We start from the raw sequence: 17,151 nt of genomic DNA, 5'->3' as shown, positions 1-17,151 counted from the left end.
ACACACTCCCTTGCGTCGGTGATACAGCTCGATTACCTATAGAGCGTAGCAACCCACAGCGGGCGTGCCGGCCGGAATGTCAGCGCGGATAGACTTTCTCGAACTGCTCCAACAGCAGCAGATCTGCGGGCTGAAGGAGATACCGAGTTGGCTCGCCTCGCGCTCGAAATAGCAGCGGTGGATCTCCCGCCACTGCGCGAGCGAGCGGTCACCCTCGCCCTCCGATAAGCGAACTCGGCGGAGACCTGATCGAAAGCGGCAATCTCCACCTGCGTCGTCACGATCACGCACACCGGGTTCTGGGCCCAATCGACCACCAGCGTGAACGCACCGGGTGCCGGTTTATCGCGCCCCTCGATCTCATACGCCGCCAACAAATCGCAGCTCGCACGCTTGATACCCTGATCGACCAGACGCGCGCAGTCATTGGTATCGGTCTGGTTGTCACAGAAAAAATCGACCTGAATCGCAGATGCCCGGTGCCGCTCCTCTTCCTCCAGCGTGGCCAGAAAACGCTCAACGAATGCCTGCTGCTGCGGTGTCATATCCAAGGTCTCATCGTATTGCCTTGCTGCCATGCCCTTTGCCAAGCCAACGCCCTCTACAACCCGTTATGCGACCGGCCGCTTCATCGCCACGATGCCCACGCTGAACGCCAGCATCAAAGCGCCGCTGACACGGTTGAACCACTGCAAGGTGCGCCCGCCGCGCAGATAACGGCCGATGCGGCTACCCAGGATGGCATAGGCCGCCACGGCGACCAGTTCCATCATCAAGAAGAGCGCGCCCAGCAGAGTAAAGCTGGCCGCGTAGTGCTCTGCCACCACGAACTGCGGCAGAAAGGCGGTGAAGATTAAAATCGCCTTGGGGTTGCCGGCCGCGACCAAGAACTCCTGGCGCATGAGCCGCCAGAGCGACTGCGGCGCCCCACTTGCCATCTCGACCGCCTGCGGCCGGCTCAGCAGCAGCTTGATTCCCAGCCAGGCCAGATAGGCAGCGCCGGCCCATTTAACGACCAGGAAAAACCACATCGACGTCGTCAGCAGCGTCCCCATACCGACTCCAGCCACAGCGATCATCGGAATGAACGCCGCGATCCGCCCCAATGAGGCCAACACCGCCTTCAACGGCCCGACCCGTGCAGCGTTGGCCGTTGCCAACAGATTGTTGGGGCCAAAGGCCATATTCAGCGTGAAGCAGGCCGGGAGAAAGAGCCAGAGTTGGGAGAGGTTCGTGGGAAACTGCCCTAGTCGTATGGGTTCGAGCCGCTGGGTGCCGAAGCGGCCTATTGGGACAAGTCGTGATAGACGCGCTGAAGCATCACCCGGTCGTCCGAGACGATGCGCACATTAGCCGGTCCTATCGCCGAAAACACTTTGGAAGGCGGAGTAACCGGCACACCGTCGAACTCCAGGTGGACCTGCTTACCTATCTGTCGGTTGATCCAGCTATCGAACTGATCAAAGCATGCTGAAGAGCTGACAAAATCGAATGTGAGATAGGGGCTACCCCCCTCGGACTCGCGCTGCTCAAGGTTCTCGGTACAATCGGGGGTCACGTTGTACGTGCTGTCTTGCCCCACAAAGATCAGATGATCGCTCGATGCACCCTGCGGCGAGGCGTGGCAAGCGCTCAACAATGGCAGGCATAGTGCCACCACTTTCGACCATCGATGGCTGGTCATTCAGTTGCCCTCGTCGTGATAGCGGGTGGTTTGGCCCAGGCTATCGCTTTTGAAGTGAATTCCATACTGCCCGACAACGCCGCAACGCCCACGTTGATGTCAGCTTTCTCGCGACGATAAACCACCAGCCGATGCGACAGCCCCGCTGGCACTGCGGTAAGCTCGAACCAGGCCCCGCCACACGGCTCGCATCACTCGATGCCCAGCCGCCCATTCAAGGAAGAGAGACGATGGACCTCGCCCTCTGGATCACCTATCTCGGCGTCATCACCGCGCTGATTCTGTTTCCCGGGCCCTTTGCCCTGCTCTGTATGCATCACGGGCTGCGCCACGGGCGCCGCCGCGCGCTGGTCACGGTGGTGGGTGGCGCGCTGGCATCGCTCGCCCTGATGGCGCTCTCCTCGCTGGGTCTGGGGGCCATTCTGGCCACCTCGGAAACCGCCTTCGTGGTGCTCAAGGTGATCGGCGCAGCCTACCTGGTCTATCTCGGCGTGCAGGCGTGGCGCGCACCGGCGGCGGCGCCTGCGGTGGCAGCCGGGGAAGGCGCGCCATCAGCGCTCGGGCGGAGCCGGCGGCAGCTCTTCACCAAAGGCTTTACCGTGGGGATCAGCAACCCCAAGGACCTCTTGTTCTTCGGCGCGCTGTTTCCCAACTTCATCGACCTGAGCCAACCGCAGTGGTCACAGTTCGCGATCCTGGCGTTGACCTGGCTCGTCGTCGATCTAGCCACCATGACCACCTACGCCTCGGTCGGCTCCAGCGTGAGCCGCTGGTTCGCCACACCGCGTCGCGTGCGGCTGTTCAATCGCACCACCGGTAGCCTGTTCGTCGCCGCCGGGGGAGCCCTGGCCGTGTCGCACCGCTGAATTCATCGTTATGGGAACCGTTCCATGCCAGAGAGCGCCTTGAATCGCCCTATCGCCGTCTTCGATGCCGGTATCGGCAGCTATGCCATCGTCGCGGAGATTCAGCGCCGCCTGCCCCGGCAGGACGTGATCTATTTCGCCCGCGCCAGCTTTCCCTACGGCAGTAAAGACCAGACGAACTCGCCGAGGTGATGGCACGCACCCTGCGCTTTCTGGAAGGCTTCGCCCCTTCGGCCATCGTGTGGCGTCGAACGCTCCTTCGATCACGGTATTGGAGCGAGTGCGACCGCTCACTACGCTGCCGCTCTTCGGCGTTTTTCCGCCCCTGGCCGAGGCATTGGCGCTCGCCCCGCATGGCAAGGTCGGCATCATGGTGTGCGCTCGCTGATCGAGAGTGACGAGCTGCGCGATTTCGTGGCCCAGCAGGTGGCAGACCCGAGGCCGTGAGCCTGATCGATGCCTCAGCGATGGTGGAACTGGTGGAGAGTGGCGCCTTTCTGTTCGACCCCGAGGGGACTCAGGCGCAGGTGAGCGAATTCGTCACAGCCCTGCATCGCCGGGTGCCGGGGCTTGAGGTGCTGACACTATCGAGCACGCATCTGCCCTGGCTCAAGGGGTTCTTCGAGACCGCCAGCCCCGGCTGCCGCTTCCTCGACCCCGCCGAGACGATCGTCGCCGGGCTGGGCGAAGGCACGCCGGGCAGCGGCCGCATCCGCGCCCTGGTAACGGAGGATGAACGCTACAGCCTGGCGGATTTTCAACGCATGCTGGCACGCCTGGGGGTCGAGCTACCGCTCGAGAAGGTGGCGTGAGTACGCCTCGAGTGCCCGGATCAAGGAGGCGAGGCAGGTAACGCGGAAGGAATGGCGCCCGAAGCAGGACTCGAACCTGCAACCCACGGCTTCGAAGGCCGGTACTCTATCCAATTGAGCTATTCGGGCGCACGGCCGAGACGATAACACCCAAGCCCTCCACAAGCGAGCCGCTAGCCGGCTCTAGCCAAAGGCGGAGGGCTCAGCCGCGCGGATTGACGAGGTGGGCGCTGCCGGCCATGCGGCGGTCGAGCAGCCGCTGCATGGGGGCGCTGGGCTTGTCGATCTTGTGGTAGAAGCGGCTCGCGGCGTAGCTTTCGTTGAAAGCGTCGAAGTAGTCGTCGAGCACGTCGGCGGCCACCGCGTCACCGGTCTTGCGCAGCAGCTCGGCGGCAACCTCGGCGGTGCACAGATGTGAAGCAGAGGCGGGCTTGCGCAGGCGGTAGCGGGTCAGGCGGTCGGTGTGCAGCGGCAGTACCGGCAGGCCGTCCAGATAGGGGCTCTTGCGGAAGATCCGCCGCGCCTGGCGCCAGGTGCCGTCGAGCAGGATAAAGACAGGGATGAAGCCATCCTGCTTGACCCCGGCCACGGCACGCTCGTCGACCACTCGATGCTGGTAATCCGGCTGGTCGTCGGGAAAGATCACGAAGGGCACGTAGCGGCGGTCGGCGAGCAGTGCGAGCAGCCCCGCATCCGGTGCCGTGCGATGCCAATCGAACACCTGGGTCTCCGGCAGCACATCGGCGATCAGCCGCCCGGTGTTGGTCGGCTTGTTGTGCTCCAGCGGGTGCGTGAGCAGCCAGACTTGGGCCTCGCTGGTGGTGCTCACCCGGTAGGGGCAGAGGCAGTTGAGCACCGGCAGGCGGCAACCGTCACAGCGCTCGACGAAACTGCCACGGGCCCTGAACTCGCGCCGCGGCGGGCGCGGATGGCCGGTCGCCGGGTCCTGCGCATCTGCTGTCACTTCAGGGTCGCGCGCCGGGCGCGCCATCATGGTGTCGGCATCGTCTCGCATCGGGTGCCGCTCTCCAGCCAGTCTCAAAGGCCGCGCAGTCTATCACTTTGCGCGGCGGGCCAAATGCAGCAATCAAGGAAAGTTATGCGACCACAGGTGATGCCATCACCCCGTCGTGGGTGCAGCGGGATAGCTCAGGGTGTCGGGATGTCGAGCCCTTCGCGTGCCAGCGCGCGGCCGACGGCAGGCCGGGCGAGCATGCGCCGGGCGTGCTGGCTCCAGGCGGGGAAGTCGCTGGCCATGTCGTAGCCGAGCACGGCGCCGGCGCCCCACTGCCAGAAGACGAAGAGATAAGGGTCGGCGACGCTGTAGCGCTCTCCCAGGGCCCAGGCGTCCGGGTGCTCGGCCAGGCGCGCCTCGATCATCTCGAACAGCTCGCGGGTGCTGCGGCGGGCGGTCTCGACCACATCGGCCTTGGCCGCGTCACCCGTGGCGTAGCGCTCGGGGCGGCGCACGTGCGCGTAGACGGGGTGCACGCCGGAGGCGAGAAAGGCGAGCCACTCGGCGCAGCGGGCATCCTCCAGCAGCGTGCTCGGCCACAGCACCGACTCGGGGAAGCGCTGGGAGACATAGCGCAGGATCGCCGGGTTCTCGGTGATCACCGTCTCCCCCACCGCCAGCGCGGGCACCCGTCCCTTGGGGTTGATGCGCAGATAGGCCGCCGAGCGCTGCTCGCCCGCGGCGGTGTCGATGCGTACTGCCTCGAACTCGGCGCCCGCTTCCTCCAGCGCAATGTGCGAGGCGAGCGAACAGGCGCCAGGGGCGTAGAAGAGTTTCAGATCCGCCATCTCGAGTATCTCCTTGGGTGAGCCCGCGCCCCGAGCCGGATGGCTCGGGGCTTTGGTTATGGGTACGAAACCGCGTGGGGATGAACTCGCCCAAGTATGACTGCGCGAGGACGAGACCGTGTCAGGCGTTCAGCCCTGTGCGCGCTGGGCCTCGGGCGTCTTCGCCGCGGGCACGCCGCGCTGTTTCCAGTAGCCGGCGAGCAGCGAGCCGGAAACGTTGTGCCAGACCGAGAACAGCGCCCCGGGGAGTGCCGCACCGGCGGTGAAGAACTGGTTGGCCAGGGCCACCGCAAGGCCGGAGTTCTGCAGCCCGACCTCGAAGGCGATGGTACGCGCGGTGCGGATATCGAAGCCCAGCGCGCGGCTCAGCCAGTAGCCGCCGGACAGTCCGATGGCGTTATGGGCGATCACCGCCAGCGCCACGATTGGCCCCAGGGTCGCCAGGTTGCCGGCGTTGAGCGCGACCACGATGGCGATGATCAGCACGATCGCCGCCATGGCCAGCGTCGCCAGGGCCGATTCGATCTTACGGATGCGTGCACCCAGCAGGTGGTGGAACAGCACGCCTAAGGCAATCGGGGCGATGACCAGTTGGGCGATGCTCAGCAGCATGCCGAGTACCGGCACATCGATGCTCTGGCCGACCAGCAGCCAGGTGATGAAGGGGGTGGCCACCACCGAGATCACCGTGGAGACCATGGTCATGGTCACCGAGAGTGCCACGTGCCCGCCCGCGAGCCAGGTCATGACATTGGACGAGGTGCCGCCGGCGGTGGCGCCGACCAGCACCATGCCGGTGGTGAGTTCCGGCCCCAGGCCGAGCACCCGCGAGACCAGCAGCGCGGCGAGCGGCATGATCAAGAACTGCAGGACGACCCCGACGGCAACCGGCTTGGGCGCCTTGACCACGCGGGCGAAGTCCTCGCGGGTCAGGGTCAGGCCCATGGCGAACATGATCACCACCAGCAGCATCTTGATGTCGGCCTTGAAGCCGACGAAGAGCTGCGGCTGGAAGGCAGCGAGGGTGGCCAGCAGGATGGCCCAGACCGGGAACAGCCGGTTGATGCGTTCGAACATGACGATGTGTCCTGGCGTTGAATGATCGTGATGGCCGCTGCGCACGGCTCTTGGCGTCTGGTTTGGCGCCTATTCCTTAGCCGGCTATCATGCCGCAAGGCCCGGGCCGGCGAAAGCCGAACCCGCTCGGTGGGCGCCGATGCCAGGCATCGCTGACCTCAACGCTGCGGAAAAGCGCTCATCGAAGCGTCTCGTCGACATGCCTGCTCGAAGTCCTCATTCAAAGCCCTCAGTCGAAGCTTCTCATCGTAAGCCGCGACTCGACCCCACTACTCGAACCCGCCCTGGGCCTTCCAATGCGCCACCAGGGTCGGCACGCCCTGGCTGGCGGGTTCGGCGATGGGCGCCACGCCCGGCGGGGCGAGGTCTCGCGCCTGGGGGTCGACCAACCAGCAGGGGGCATCCAGCGGCGCCTGTTCGAGCAGCAGCGCCGCCGGCATCACCGCCAGCGAAGTGCCGACCACCAGCAGCGCATCGGCCTCGGCGACGATATCGCAGGCTTCGGCGTAGCGCGGTACCGACTCGCCGAACCAGACCACGTCCGGGCGCAGCTGGCTGCCCTTGTCGCAAAGATCGCCCAGGGCGATGCCGCCGCGTGTGAGCGGATAGCGCAGCTTGTCATCCACCGAGGAGCGCGCCAGCAGAATCTCGCCATGCAGATGCAGCACCTGGGTCGAGCCCGCGCGCTCGTGCAGGTCGTCGATGTTCTGGGTGATCACGTCGACCCGGAAACCGGCCGCTTCCAGCTCGGCCAGCGCGCGGTGGGCGAGGTTGGGCCGGGCCCGGCGGGTCTGCTGGCGACGCTCGTCGTAGAAGCGCAGCACGCTGGCCGGGTCGCGCGCCCACGCCTCGGGCGTGGCGACGTCTTCGACCCGATGGTTCTCCCACAGGCCGTCGCCGTCACGAAAGGTCTTGAGCCCGCTCTCGGCGCTGATACCGGCACCGGTGAGCACGACAAGGTGAGGCGAGCGAGTCTCGGTCATGGAAGATCCCTGGGTTGGCATATCGCTTGTCTGGGCACCCTAGCACGGCACCGCCGTGGCGACACTTGAGATCGCCCCGCCCAGCCCCGACAATAGCGCCCCACGCCACGACCCCGACCGTTTCGATGACCGCCGCCACGCCGCCCCTTCGAGTGATCTATCGCGACGCCCAGCTGATCGCGGTGGCCAAGCCGCCGGGCATGCTGGTGCATCGCACCGCCCTGGCCCGCGGTGAGACGCGCTTCGTGATGCAGACCCTGCGCGACCAGATCGGCCAGCACGTCTACCCGGTGCACCGGCTCGACCGCCCCACCGGCGGCGTGCTGGTGTTCGCGCTCAGCTCAGAAGCCGCCGCTGCACTGACCCAGGCGTTCACCGACAAACTGGTGGCCAAGCGCTATCTGGCGGTGGTGCGCGGCTGGGGGCCGGAGACGCTGAGCGTCGACGCCCCGCTGCGCGAGGAGGATGGCATCCGGCCCAAGGCAGAGATGCCGGCACAGCCGGCGCTGACCCATCTGCGCCGGCTCGCCTGCGTCGAGATTCCAGTGGCGATCGAACGCTATCCGCAGTCGCGCTATGCGCTGATGGAAGCCCGTCCGGAGACCGGCCGGCGCCATCAGATTCGCCGCCATCTGGCGCGCTGCGGGCATCCGATCATCAACGATGCCAAGCACGGCAAGGGTATCCACAATCGCTATTTTCGCGATCATCTAGGCTGCCCGCATCTGCTGCTGCACGCTGCCGAGCTGCGCCTGTGGCACCCTTATGCCGAGCGCTGGCTGACGCTGACCGCGGCGCCGGATGCCGCCTTCGCCGCGCTGCTGGCGCGCTTCGGCTGGCAGGCCCACACCGGTGGCGATAGCGCCCGCTTCGACCCGCCCAGCGTCACTCGGTCCATCACACACGCCGCCACCGCGACGCTGGCAGAACCGACCCCCGAGAGCCCATGACCGACGACTACGACTTCCGCTTCGGCGGTATCCGCCGCCTCTATGGCACCCGCGCCGCCCACGCCTTTCGCCACGCCCATGTGGTAGTGGTCGGGGTCGGCGGCGTGGGTAGCTGGAGCGCCGAGGCGCTGGCGCGCTCGGGCATCGGCAAGCTCACCCTGATCGATCTCGACGATGTCTGCGTCTCCAACGTCAACCGCCAGCTCCACGCCCTCGACGGCGAGATCGGCAAGCCCAAGGTGGCGGTGCTGGCGGAGCGCTGCCGCGCGATCTGGCCGGGTATCGAGGTGGTCGCCGATGAAGCCTTCATCACCCCGACCAATCTGGCCGAGCGCATCCCTGCCGACGCCGACCATGTGATCGATGCCATCGACCACGTCGGCGCCAAGGCCGCGCTGATTCACTACTGCCAGCGGCGCAAGCTGGCGATCACGGTGACCGGCGGCGCCGGTGGCCAGAGCGATCCGAGCCGTATCCAGGTGGCGGATCTCACCCGCACCGAGCACGATCCGCTGCTGGCCAAGGTGCGCTCGAAGCTGCGCCGGGATTACGGCTTCTCGCGCAATCCCAAGCGCCGCTTCGGCATCGAGTGCGTCTACTCCGACGAGCAACTGGTCTACCCTGGCAACGATGGCGAGGTGTGCCAGCACAAGCCGGCACCGGGTCAGGCCACCCGGCTGGACTGTGCCGCCGGTTTCGGCGCGGTGAGCGTGGTTACCGGCAGCTTCGGCTTCACCGCCGCCGCGCGGGTACTCAGCCGGCTGGCGCGGCGCGCCCAGGCGACGCCCGAAGCTGGCGCCGAGAGCCGCCCGGTAGCCGAGCCGGACGCCACCTCGCCCGCTGCTTCCCCCACGCAGGAGTCCGCATCGCATGAGTGATTCGAGCCGCCCGGTTCCGGGCATCTACCGCCACTACAAGGGCCAGCTCTACGAGGTGCTGGACGTGGCCCAGCACAGCGAGAGCGAAGAGCGTCTGGTGATCTACCGCGCGCTCTACGGCGACTACGGTCTCTGGGCCCGGCCGCTGGAGAGTTCTGCGAACAGGTCGACGTGAGCGGCGAACCGGTGCCGCGCTTCGCCCTGGAGAAGGCATTCCGCTGACCGATCGGTCAAGCCCTGAACGCATTTCTCCCCCCGAGAGTGGCTGTCTGCGCGGCCCCATGACGGGTTAATGCGCCGCTTTCCAAACCGTATCTCGACGCCGCCTGACAACCCACAAGCCGCGGCGGTCGAGCCTTTCCCCCGGGAGGAAGCATGAGCGTACGCGTCGGCGTCATCATGGGATCGAAGTCGGACTGGTCGACCCTTTGCCTACCGTCGAGACCCTGGAACAGCTCGGCATCGAGCATGAAACCCAGGTGGTCTCCGCCCACCGCACCCCGGATTTGCTGTTCGAGTACGCCGAGACCGCGGCCGACCGGGGCTCGAAGTGATCATCGCCGGCGCCGGCGGCGCCGCCCACCTGCCCGGATGTGCGCGGCCAAGACCCGCCTGCCGTGCTGGGCGTGCCGGTCAAGTCGAGCACGCTTTCCGGGGTCGACTCGACTCGCTGCTCTCGATCGTGCAGATGCCGGCGGGCATCCCACCGCCACGCTGGCGATCGGCCGTGCCGGGGCGATCAATGCCGCGCTGCTCGCCGCCGCCATGCTGGCCAACCACGACCCGCAAGTCCGCACCGCGCTGGAAGCCTACCGCGCCGAGCAGACGCGCAAGGTGCTCGAGTCCCCCGATCCGCGCCCCAGCACCCCCGACCACGACCAGAGCGAGAGCTGATCATGCGAATCGGAATCGTCGGTGGCGGCCAGCTCGGCCGCATGCTCGCCCAGGCCGGCGCCCCGCTCGACCTGCGCTTCACCTTTCTCGATCCGGGCAGCGAACCCTGCGCAGCGGCGCACGGTGAGCATCTGCAGGCCGACTGGCAGGATCCGGCGGCGCTCGCAGCGCTGACCGCGAACTGCGATGCGATCACCTTCGAGTTCGAGAACGTGCCGGCCGAGGCGGTCGCGCGTCTCGCCGAGCAGCGCCCGGCCTTCCCCCCGGCCCAGGCGCTTTCCACCGCCCGCGACCGCTGGCTGGAGAAGTCGCTGTTCCGCGAGCTGGATATCGCCGTGCCGCCGATCGCACGCATCGACAGCCAGGCCGATCTCGACGCCGCGGTGGCCGAGATCGGCCTGCCCGCAGTGGTCAAGACCCGTACCCTGGGCTACGACGGCAAGGGCCAGAAGGTGATGCGCGAGCCTGCCGACGTCAGCGGTACCTTCGCCGAGCTCGGCGGCGTGCCGTTGATCCTCGAGGGCTTCATCGACTTCGATCACGAGATCTCGGTGATCGCGGTGCGCGCCCGTAACGGCGAGATCCGCCACTGGCCGGTGGTACGCAACGCGCATCGTCAGGGCATCCTGCACTGCTCGGTGCCGCAGGTGGCACACCCGCTGCAGGCCCAGGCCGAGGATTACGCCAGCCGGGTGATGCGTGAGCTCGACTATGTCGGGGTGATGGCGTTCGAGTTCTTCGTCACCGACGCCGGCCTGCTGGCCAACGAGATCGCCCCGCGGGTGCACAACTCCGGCCACTGGAGCATCGAGGGCGCGGTCACCAGCCAGTTCGAGAACCACGTGCGCGCGGTGGCCGGGCTGCCGCTGGGCGAAACCGCACGCCTGGCGCCCTGCGCCATGCTCAACGTGATCGGCGCCTTCCCCGAGCGTGACGCGGTGCTCGCGCTGCCCGGCACGCGCTGGCACGACTACGGCAAGGCGCCCCGGCCGGGCCGCAAGATCGGCCATATCACCGTGCTCGCCGCCGACGACGAGACGCTGAAGACGCGTATCGAGGCGGTCGAGGCGCTGCTGGTCAACGATCTGGGCTAGGCTCCGTACGAAGACGAGTCGTCCCGCGGCACGCTCGAAAAACCTGAAAGGCCTCGCTGTCGATGACAGCGAGGCCTTTCAGGTTCCAGCCTCTTACTGGCGCGGGCCGGGTCAGCTCAGACTCGGCCCGCGGAGCGCATGCCGCCTGCGCTCACTCCTTCTCGTCGCCGAACATGTGCTTCTGCAGATAGTTCTGGATACCAACCTTGTCGATCAGGCCCAGCTCCGCTTCGAGCTTGTCGATGTGCTCTTCTTCGTCGTCGAGGATCTTGATGAACAGATCACGGCTGACGTAGTCACGCACGGATTCGCAGTAGGGGATCGCTTCCTGCAGGTCGGCACGCGCCTTGTGCTCGATCTTGAGATCGCTCTCCAGCATCTCCTTGGCGTTCTCACCGATGTTGAGCTTGCCGAGATCCTGCAGGTTGGGGATACCTTCGAGGAACAGGATACGCTCGATCAACTTGTCGGCGTGCTGCATCTCCTCGATCGACTCCTCATACTCCCACTTGGCGAGCACGTTGAAGCCCCAGTCCTTGTACATCTTGCTGTGCAGGAAGTACTGGTTGATTGCCACCAGCTCGTTGCCGAGGACGGTGTTCAGATAGCTGATGACCTTCGGGTCGCCTTTCATTGTCGTGTTCTCCTCATGGGTAACTGGCGAGGGGAGGCAGGTTCGCGCGCTCCCTGACGGAGTACGCTACCACAAGGTGGCGCCGGTCCGATGGTGGCAGTATCCACAAGGCATCGAGAAATTACAACTATTACAGTGACTTACGAAACTATCGCATCTGCCAGCGATTGGCAGGTGATAACGCGGCTGATAACGAGTCGCGCTGCGCCCGGCGCGCATCGCAGACACACCGGGTCGCCTACCCTTAGGGGATGGCTGGCAACTTGAACTACTCAGCGGAATTTCAGCAGCAGGAAGCGTTGGCATCACATAGAAAGGCAGGAATAAAAACTAACCGTGATGCGGAAAGGCAAAAGCGCGAAGGCGGGGAAAGCTGTCGATACGACCTGTCGTGGAGACGCAAAAGGTGGAGACGAAAAAAGCGGAGACAGACAACAGGCGAGACACGCGGTGTGTGGCTAGCGCCCAAGGCGTCACACCGCGTAGGCAAGATCCGGGTCGAAGCTGAGCTGTTCGCTGATCGCGTCACGCATCACGCGCTTGCCGGTGCAGGCGCACTTGCCGCACTGTCCGGCGCAGCCGGTGACTTCGCGCACTTCGCGCCAGCTGCGGGCGCCATCGCTCACGGCGCTTTCGATATCGCGGTCGGTGACACCCAGGCAGAGACAGACGTACACGGCAGATCCTCGCGCTCAACGTGATAGTGAATGTAAATGATTCGCATAGGCACTTTCAAGTCTGAATCACAATCATCTCGCTCACGTTAGCCCCGCTTCCTTAGCGCAGACTTAGCACAGGCATCAGCCGCCCTCTTCCGCCCTCTCTCTCGCTCGGACCGGCTACCGCACCCCGGGGCTCATACACCATTTGACGCCCCCGAACCCACGCTAAACGACCCAACGTGAAACACCCTCACGTGAAACGCCCCAACGCAAGACGCCGCACTCCAGGAGTGCGGCGTCGTCTTGTGCAATGAGCGGGGAAGCGAAGCGTTCGGGCAGGATCAGCCGGTGCGGCGCAGCAGCCAGAAGCCGAGCAGATAGCAGGCCGCGGTAGGCACCACCACCGCCAGCGCCGGGGAGAAGCCGAACAGCACCGAGGCGGGTGCCAGCAGATCCTGCAGGTACTTGAACGACAGCCCCACGATCACGCCGTAGAAAATCCGCGTGCCGGCGGCGACACTGCGCAGCGGGCCGAATACGAACGACGCCGCCAGCAGCACCAGCCCTGCCAGGGTGACCGGTAGCAGGCTCTTCTGCCAGAAGTAGAGCAGCGGCTGCGTCGCCTCCTGCCCCTGGGCGCGCAGATAGCTGGCGTACTGCCACAGGCTGCTCATGCGCTGGCTGTTGAGCGGGCGCAGCAGGCGATTGAGCTGGGCCGGTGTGAGCTTGGTGTGCCAAGTGGCGGTGGGCTTCGACTCGACCCGGGTGCCGTCGGCGTCGAAGTAGGTGGTCTTGACGTTCTCCAGTGTCCACGCCTTGCCATTCCATACCGCGCGCTGGGCCTCGGAGGCTTCCACCAGACGCTGGCCGTCGTACTCGTAGCGGCGCACGTTGATCACGGTGTCGTCGGCACGGATGGTGCCGAAGCGGTAGAAGTTATCGCCTTCGCGCTGCCAACCGCCGCCACGTTCGAGCACCGCGTCGGCGCCCTCGGACTGCTCCAGGCGCCAGGCCGCCGCGTGCTGTTCGGTGGCCGGGCTGACGAACTCGCCGATACCCATGGTGATCAGAATCACCAGCAGCAGCGGCTTGAGCACGCCGACCAGGATGCGCCCCAGCGAACGCCCGGCAGCGCGCATCACGGTGAGTTCGTTGCTCGAAGCCATCGAGCCCAACCCCACCAGCGCGCCGATCAGCACCGCCACCGGGGCGTATTCGTAGAAGCGCCAGGGAAGCCGCATCAACAGATAGAGCAGCACGTCGAAGGCGGAGTAGTTGCCGGAGACGTCACCCAGGTCATTGATGTAGGAGATCACCAGGTCGAGCCCCAGCACCATGACCTGCACCACCAGCATGGCACCGAGGACATTGCGCGCGATGTAACGGTCGAGACGGTCGAGCAGCATCAGCGGCCTCCTTGGCGCTGGTCGCGGCGCAGCAGAATCAGGCCGAGCAGCAGGTAGACGCCGTGGATCGGCCACATGCCGACGCTCGCCGGCAGGCTGCCGCGGGCGATCGCGTCCTGAGCGGCCAGCAGCAGGCTCAGATAGCTGACATGCAGGAACAGCGCCGGCAGCAGCTTGGCGAAGCGCCCCTGGCGCGGATTGACCCGCGACAGCGGCAGCGCCAGCAGGGTCAGGATGGGTACCATCAGCGGCATCGACAGGCGCCACTGTAGCTGCGCCATCGCCTCGCTGTCGCCCTGCTCGACCAGCTTGCGGGTACTCATCAACTCGATGTCGTCGCCGATATCGGTCTCGCCATCGGTGGAGAGACGCACCGCATAGCTGCCGAAGGCGAGGCGCTCGGCCACCGGGCTACCCGGGTCGACGCTGTAGCGGGTGCCGTTGGAGAGCACCAGGAAGCGGCTGCCGGTATTGGGGTCGACGGTCTGATAGCCGCTCTCGGCGCGGGTCACCACCTGCTGGCCGCCGTCGCTGCCCTTGCCCTGCTCGCTGATGAAGACGTCTTCCATGCGTGAGCGGTCATCGTTGAGCGCCTGGGTGTAGGCGGTACGGCCACTGCCGAAATCCTGGAAGCGCCCGGGGGTGAGCAGCGAGAAGTCGAGCTGGCTCTTCTGCTGCTCGATCAGGCGCTCGTTGTGCAGCGCACCGTAAGGGGTCAGCCACAGGCTGCAGGCACCGACCAACGCGGCGATCAGCAGCGCCGGCAGCAGCGTGACCTGAAGCAGGCGGCTGGGGCTCATGCCGCAGGCCACCAGCACGGTGATCTCGCTATTGAGATAGAGCTGGCCATAGGCGAGGAGGATGGCGATGAAGAACGCCAGCGGCAGCACCAGCTCCATGAAGCTGGGCATGTGGAACAGCATCAGCGACCCCAGCGCGCTGAGCGGCAGCTCGCCCTGGGCGGCGTCGGTGAAGTAGCGGATGAACCGGCTGCCCATGATCACCAGCAGCAGCACGCCAGCGACCGCCGACATCGTCAGCAGGATCTCGCGGGTCAAATAGCGGAATACAATCAACATCGACTCCTGATCTGGCTTCCTGCCACCGCACGGCGTGCGTTCCGGCGGCGGGCGGGCTTGTGCATCGCCCCCCCGCTTTGCGTAAACTGAGGCGTCTTGCGGGCTGCGCCTGCAACCCCGGGCGCGGCGCTGGGCCGCAACGAGCGACACACCCCGGCGCGGCCCAGGCCATTATCCCGATTACCCGCGCACTTGTCTCGTTGCCGAGACCTGTGACGCGAAGCCAGCGCAATCGTTCATTGGAGACGACATGGAATTTTCCGTACTCAGCGTCAACCCGGCCAAGGTCGAGACCGCCTGTCTGGTGGTGCCGCTGTTCCAGGATGGCGAGCTGCTGCCCACCGTGGCCAAGCTGGACGACGCCAGCGAGCGGTTGATCGCGCAGCTGCTGGAGCGCGGTGACTTCACCCCCAACCTGGGCGAGGTACAGCTGGTGCCCTTCGCCCCGGGGCTCTCCGCCGAGCGTCTGCTGCTGGTGGGCCTGGGCGAGCGCGCCAAGTTCAACGAGGGCGGCCTGCGCAAGGCGCTGGATGCGGCCTTCGCCGCCGTCGCCAAGCTGCCGGTGGACAGCGTCGCGGTGGGCTTCAGCGATGCCGTCATCGCCGACCGCGATATCGCCTGGAACACCCAGATGACTCTGGATGCGGCGACCCAGGCGGTCTACCGCTTCAACGCGTGCAAATCCACCCCAAGCCCGCTGCCGGCCCTCAACCGGGTCGAACTGCTGATCGCCGACAGCGGCCAGAGCGAAGCCGCCGAGCGCGGCGCGCGCATCGGGGCCGCCCTCGGCGGCGGGGTCAACCTGGCGCGCACCCTGGGCAACCTGCCGGGCAATATCTGCACCCCCAGCTATCTCGCCGAGCAGGCCGAGACGCTGGCCGCTGAAGCCGACGGTAGCCTTGAGGTCGAGGTGCTCGACGAAGCCGAACTCGAAGCGCTCGGCGCGCATTCCCTGCTCGCCGTGGGCCGCGGCAGCGCTGAACCCTCCAAGCTGATCGTGATGAAGTATCTGGGCGCGGAGGACGCCGCAGAGGCGCCCCACGTGCTGGTGGGCAAGGGCATCACCTTCGACACCGGTGGCATCTCGCTCAAGCCAGGGGCCGGCATGGACGAGATGAAGTTCGACATGTGCGGCGCGGCGAGCGTGTTCGGCACCATGAAGAGCGTGATCGCGCTCAAGCCCAAGCTCAACGTGATCGCCATCGTCGCCAGCGCCGAGAACATGCCTGACGGCCGCGCGATCAAGCCCGGCGATATCGTCAAGACGCTCAAGGGGCTTACCGTCGAGATCCTCAACACCGACGCCGAGGGGCGCCTGGTGCTGTGCGACGCCCTGACCTACGCCGAGCGCTTCCAGCCGGCCAGCGTGGTCGATATCGCCACCCTCACCGGCGCTTGCGTGATCGCCCTGGGCGACCACGCCAGCGGGCTCTTCTCCAACGACGACGATCTCGCCCTCGATCTGCTCGAAGCCGGCGAGACCGCCTGGGACCGCGCCTGGCACATGCCGCTGTGGGACGACTATCAGGCCCAGTTGGAGTCCAACTTCGCCGATCTGGCCAATATCGGCGGACGCCCCGCGGGCAGCATCACCGCCGCCTGTTTCCTCTCGCGCTTCGCCGACAGCTACCCCTGGGCGCACCTGGATATCGCCGGTACCGCCTGGCATAGCGGCAAGCAGAAAGGCGCCAGCGGGCGTCCGGTGGGCCTGCTCACACGCTACCTGCTCGACCGTGAGAGTGAGCACGTGGTGACCGACGAGACCTGAGCGCGGTGTCTTTGTACCACCGGGGCGCCCAGGCGCCGCTCACCGGGAGTGATCGACCGACGACGTCGGACCGGTGACGACGCAGCGCTGCAGGCCGGGACCCGCCGTGACGGCCCCTCCGGAGCCTCGCGGCGGGTTCTTTAACATCGATGAAAAGTGAATCAGGAGCACCACGACATGTTCATCGTCTCACTCACCTATAAGGTCCCGCTCGAGCGTATCGAGCCGCATGTCGAAGGCCACATGGCGTGGCTCCAGGACGCCTACGCCCAGGGGCTGCTGACCGCCTCCGGGCGCAAGGTGCCACGCACCGGCGGCGTGTTGCTCTCCCACGCCGAGCGCCCGGCGCTCGAGGCGTGCCTGAAAGCGGATCCGTTCCAGATCCACGATCTCGCCGACTACGAGATCGTCGAGTGCGCCATCACGCTGACCGCCCCCGGCTTCGAAGCACTCAAGGGCTGAGCCGATGATGCCTTGGCCGCGCCGGCGCCACGGCCAAGGCCCCTCTTCGCAGAATACGCTTTGCATGCTAATTTGAGCCTTCCGCCAGCGCAGTCCCGC

The 17,151-nt window shown here is 66.2% G+C and carries 20 protein-coding genes, 1 tRNA gene and 2 pseudogenes; 11 read left to right on the top strand and 12 right to left on the bottom strand.

Annotated elements, in window-relative coordinates; all coding sequences use genetic code 11:
- Positions 1-32: 32 nt before the first annotated feature.
- The 3 genes from CN538_RS12995 to CN538_RS12985 form a co-directional block, all read right to left on the bottom strand.
- Positions 33-590 carry an ASCH domain-containing protein gene (locus CN538_RS12995; RefSeq protein WP_129591368.1) on the bottom strand — a complete coding sequence of 186 codons (558 nt, stop codon included), beginning with the start codon at positions 588-590 and terminating at the stop codon, positions 33-35.
- 21 nt (positions 591-611) lie between these two features.
- Entirely contained in the window at positions 612-1,184 is a 573-nt protein-coding gene (locus CN538_RS12990; RefSeq protein ID WP_106419698.1) for a LysE family translocator, read from the bottom strand.
- A gap of 101 nt (positions 1,185-1,285) precedes the next feature.
- A complete protein-coding gene (locus tag CN538_RS12985; protein WP_129591367.1) occupies positions 1,286-1,684 on the bottom strand; it encodes a hypothetical protein in 399 nt (132 codons plus the stop codon).
- A gap of 230 nt (positions 1,685-1,914) precedes the next feature.
- On the opposite strand from CN538_RS12985, the gene CN538_RS12980 reads away from it, so the two are divergent.
- The 3 genes from CN538_RS12980 to CN538_RS23040 all read left to right on the top strand — a co-directional run bounded on the left by CN538_RS12980 (position 1,915) and on the right by CN538_RS23040 (position 3,362).
- Positions 1,915-2,550, top strand: a complete 636-nt coding sequence (locus tag CN538_RS12980; protein WP_106419696.1) for a LysE family translocator — start codon at positions 1,915-1,917, stop codon at positions 2,548-2,550.
- A 24-nt stretch (positions 2,551-2,574) separates the two neighbouring features.
- Positions 2,575-2,742, top strand: a complete 168-nt coding sequence (locus CN538_RS23045) for a hypothetical protein (protein WP_242495094.1) — start codon at positions 2,575-2,577, stop codon at positions 2,740-2,742.
- Between the two features lie 251 nt (positions 2,743-2,993).
- Positions 2,994-3,362 (top strand): hypothetical protein, encoded by a 369-nt coding sequence (locus CN538_RS23040; RefSeq protein WP_242495092.1) that lies wholly within the window; start codon positions 2,994-2,996, stop codon positions 3,360-3,362.
- Positions 3,363-3,414: 52 nt separating this feature from the next.
- Here the strand turns inward: CN538_RS23040 and CN538_RS12970 are convergent.
- The 5 genes from CN538_RS12970 to CN538_RS12950 form a co-directional block, all read right to left on the bottom strand.
- Positions 3,415-3,491, bottom strand: a tRNA-Arg gene (locus CN538_RS12970).
- Positions 3,492-3,564: 73 nt separating this feature from the next.
- Positions 3,565-4,356, bottom strand: coding sequence for a tRNA-uridine aminocarboxypropyltransferase (locus CN538_RS12965; RefSeq protein WP_106420648.1), 792 nt, complete (start codon positions 4,354-4,356; stop codon positions 3,565-3,567).
- A gap of 155 nt (positions 4,357-4,511) precedes the next feature.
- A complete protein-coding gene (locus tag CN538_RS12960) occupies positions 4,512-5,165 on the bottom strand; it encodes a glutathione S-transferase family protein (protein ID WP_106419695.1) in 654 nt (217 codons plus the stop codon).
- 129 nt (positions 5,166-5,294) lie between these two features.
- The gene (locus CN538_RS12955; protein WP_277985172.1) at positions 5,295-6,248 is read right to left on the bottom strand and encodes a bile acid:sodium symporter family protein; all 954 of its coding nucleotides are present in this window, start codon (positions 6,246-6,248) and stop codon (positions 5,295-5,297) included.
- Positions 6,249-6,511: 263 nt separating this feature from the next.
- The gene (locus tag CN538_RS12950; protein ID WP_106419693.1) at positions 6,512-7,225 is read right to left on the bottom strand and encodes an SIR2 family NAD-dependent protein deacylase; all 714 of its coding nucleotides are present in this window, start codon (positions 7,223-7,225) and stop codon (positions 6,512-6,514) included.
- A gap of 125 nt (positions 7,226-7,350) precedes the next feature.
- On the opposite strand from CN538_RS12950, the gene CN538_RS12945 reads away from it, so the two are divergent.
- The 6 genes and pseudogenes from CN538_RS12945 (at position 7,351) to CN538_RS12925 (ending at position 11,041) form a co-directional block, all read left to right on the top strand.
- Positions 7,351-8,175: a pseudouridine synthase gene (locus CN538_RS12945; protein ID WP_106419692.1), complete on the top strand. Its 825-nt coding sequence runs from the start codon at positions 7,351-7,353 to the stop codon at positions 8,173-8,175.
- Positions 8,172-9,053 carry a tRNA cyclic N6-threonylcarbamoyladenosine(37) synthase TcdA gene (gene tcdA / locus CN538_RS12940; protein ID WP_106419691.1) on the top strand — a complete coding sequence of 294 codons (882 nt, stop codon included), beginning with the start codon at positions 8,172-8,174 and terminating at the stop codon, positions 9,051-9,053. Before CN538_RS12945 ends, tcdA begins: the two co-directional genes overlap by 4 nt.
- Positions 9,046-9,275, top strand: a pseudogene (locus tag CN538_RS12935) (DUF1653 domain-containing protein). Before tcdA ends, CN538_RS12935 begins: the two are co-directional and overlap by 8 nt.
- Positions 9,276-9,532: 257 nt before the next feature.
- Positions 9,533-9,699, top strand: a pseudogene (locus CN538_RS26375) (AIR carboxylase family protein); the annotation flags it as partial.
- Positions 9,645-9,947 carry an AIR carboxylase family protein gene (locus CN538_RS24525; protein WP_422917504.1) on the top strand — a complete coding sequence of 101 codons (303 nt, stop codon included), beginning with the start codon at positions 9,645-9,647 and terminating at the stop codon, positions 9,945-9,947. The pseudogene CN538_RS26375 and the gene CN538_RS24525, both read left to right, overlap by 55 nt.
- Positions 9,948-9,949: 2 nt before the next feature.
- A complete protein-coding gene (locus CN538_RS12925) occupies positions 9,950-11,041 on the top strand; it encodes a 5-(carboxyamino)imidazole ribonucleotide synthase (RefSeq protein ID WP_106419690.1) in 1,092 nt (363 codons plus the stop codon).
- Between the two features lie 151 nt (positions 11,042-11,192).
- On the opposite strand, the gene bfr is transcribed toward CN538_RS12925, so the two are convergent.
- From bfr to lptF, 4 genes are all read right to left on the bottom strand, one after another.
- Positions 11,193-11,675: a bacterioferritin gene (bfr, locus tag CN538_RS12920; RefSeq protein ID WP_035474000.1), complete on the bottom strand. Its 483-nt coding sequence runs from the start codon at positions 11,673-11,675 to the stop codon at positions 11,193-11,195.
- A 473-nt stretch (positions 11,676-12,148) separates the two neighbouring features.
- Complete coding sequence (locus CN538_RS12915; protein ID WP_035474002.1) at positions 12,149-12,352, bottom strand: (2Fe-2S)-binding protein; 204 nt, start codon at positions 12,350-12,352, stop codon at positions 12,149-12,151.
- Positions 12,353-12,678: 326 nt separating this feature from the next.
- Positions 12,679-13,743 carry an LPS export ABC transporter permease LptG gene (lptG, locus tag CN538_RS12910; RefSeq protein ID WP_106419689.1) on the bottom strand — a complete coding sequence of 355 codons (1,065 nt, stop codon included), beginning with the start codon at positions 13,741-13,743 and terminating at the stop codon, positions 12,679-12,681.
- Positions 13,743-14,819: an LPS export ABC transporter permease LptF gene (gene lptF, locus CN538_RS12905; protein WP_207233752.1), complete on the bottom strand. Its 1,077-nt coding sequence runs from the start codon at positions 14,817-14,819 to the stop codon at positions 13,743-13,745. Before lptF ends, lptG begins: the two co-directional genes overlap by 1 nt.
- A 253-nt stretch (positions 14,820-15,072) precedes the next feature.
- On the opposite strand from lptF, the gene CN538_RS12900 reads away from it, so the two are divergent.
- Both CN538_RS12900 and CN538_RS12895 read left to right on the top strand, forming a co-directional pair.
- Positions 15,073-16,590 (top strand): leucyl aminopeptidase, encoded by a 1,518-nt coding sequence (locus CN538_RS12900; RefSeq protein WP_106419687.1) that lies wholly within the window; start codon positions 15,073-15,075, stop codon positions 16,588-16,590.
- 177 nt (positions 16,591-16,767) lie between these two features.
- Positions 16,768-17,052 carry a YciI family protein gene (locus tag CN538_RS12895; RefSeq protein WP_106419686.1) on the top strand — a complete coding sequence of 95 codons (285 nt, stop codon included), beginning with the start codon at positions 16,768-16,770 and terminating at the stop codon, positions 17,050-17,052.
- Positions 17,053-17,151 lie beyond the last annotated feature (99 nt).

This window comes from Salinicola tamaricis, assembly GCF_003006155.1.
In the GTDB taxonomy this organism is placed as follows: Bacteria; Pseudomonadota; Gammaproteobacteria; order Pseudomonadales; family Halomonadaceae; genus Salinicola; species Salinicola tamaricis.
Note: the sequence above shows the minus strand (reverse complement) of the source record. Positions and strands in the feature narration are given on the sequence as shown.

Coding starts and splice junctions, on each gene's coding strand:
- CN538_RS12990 (WP_106419698.1), bottom strand. CDS start 1,184: ATGGCCTTTGGCCCCAACAATCTGTTGGCAACGGCCAACGCTGCACGG.
- CN538_RS12985 (WP_129591367.1), bottom strand. CDS start 1,684: ATGACCAGCCATCGATGGTCGAAAGTGGTGGCACTATGCCTGCCATTG.
- CN538_RS12980 (WP_106419696.1), top strand. CDS start 1,915: ATGGACCTCGCCCTCTGGATCACCTATCTCGGCGTCATCACCGCGCTG.
- CN538_RS23045 (WP_242495094.1), top strand. CDS start 2,575: ATGCCAGAGAGCGCCTTGAATCGCCCTATCGCCGTCTTCGATGCCGGT.
- CN538_RS12965 (WP_106420648.1), bottom strand. CDS start 4,356: ATGATGGCGCGCCCGGCGCGCGACCCTGAAGTGACAGCAGATGCGCAG.
- CN538_RS12960 (WP_106419695.1), bottom strand. CDS start 5,165: ATGGCGGATCTGAAACTCTTCTACGCCCCTGGCGCCTGTTCGCTCGCC.
- CN538_RS12950 (WP_106419693.1), bottom strand. CDS start 7,225: ATGACCGAGACTCGCTCGCCTCACCTTGTCGTGCTCACCGGTGCCGGT.
- CN538_RS12945 (WP_106419692.1), top strand. CDS start 7,351: ATGACCGCCGCCACGCCGCCCCTTCGAGTGATCTATCGCGACGCCCAG.
- tcdA (WP_106419691.1), top strand. CDS start 8,172: ATGACCGACGACTACGACTTCCGCTTCGGCGGTATCCGCCGCCTCTAT.
- CN538_RS24525 (WP_422917504.1), top strand. CDS start 9,645: ATGTGCGCGGCCAAGACCCGCCTGCCGTGCTGGGCGTGCCGGTCAAGT.
- CN538_RS12925 (WP_106419690.1), top strand. CDS start 9,950: ATGCGAATCGGAATCGTCGGTGGCGGCCAGCTCGGCCGCATGCTCGCC.
- bfr (WP_035474000.1), bottom strand. CDS start 11,675: ATGAAAGGCGACCCGAAGGTCATCAGCTATCTGAACACCGTCCTCGGC.
- lptG (WP_106419689.1), bottom strand. CDS start 13,743: ATGCTGCTCGACCGTCTCGACCGTTACATCGCGCGCAATGTCCTCGGT.
- CN538_RS12900 (WP_106419687.1), top strand. CDS start 15,073: ATGGAATTTTCCGTACTCAGCGTCAACCCGGCCAAGGTCGAGACCGCC.
- CN538_RS12895 (WP_106419686.1), top strand. CDS start 16,768: ATGTTCATCGTCTCACTCACCTATAAGGTCCCGCTCGAGCGTATCGAG.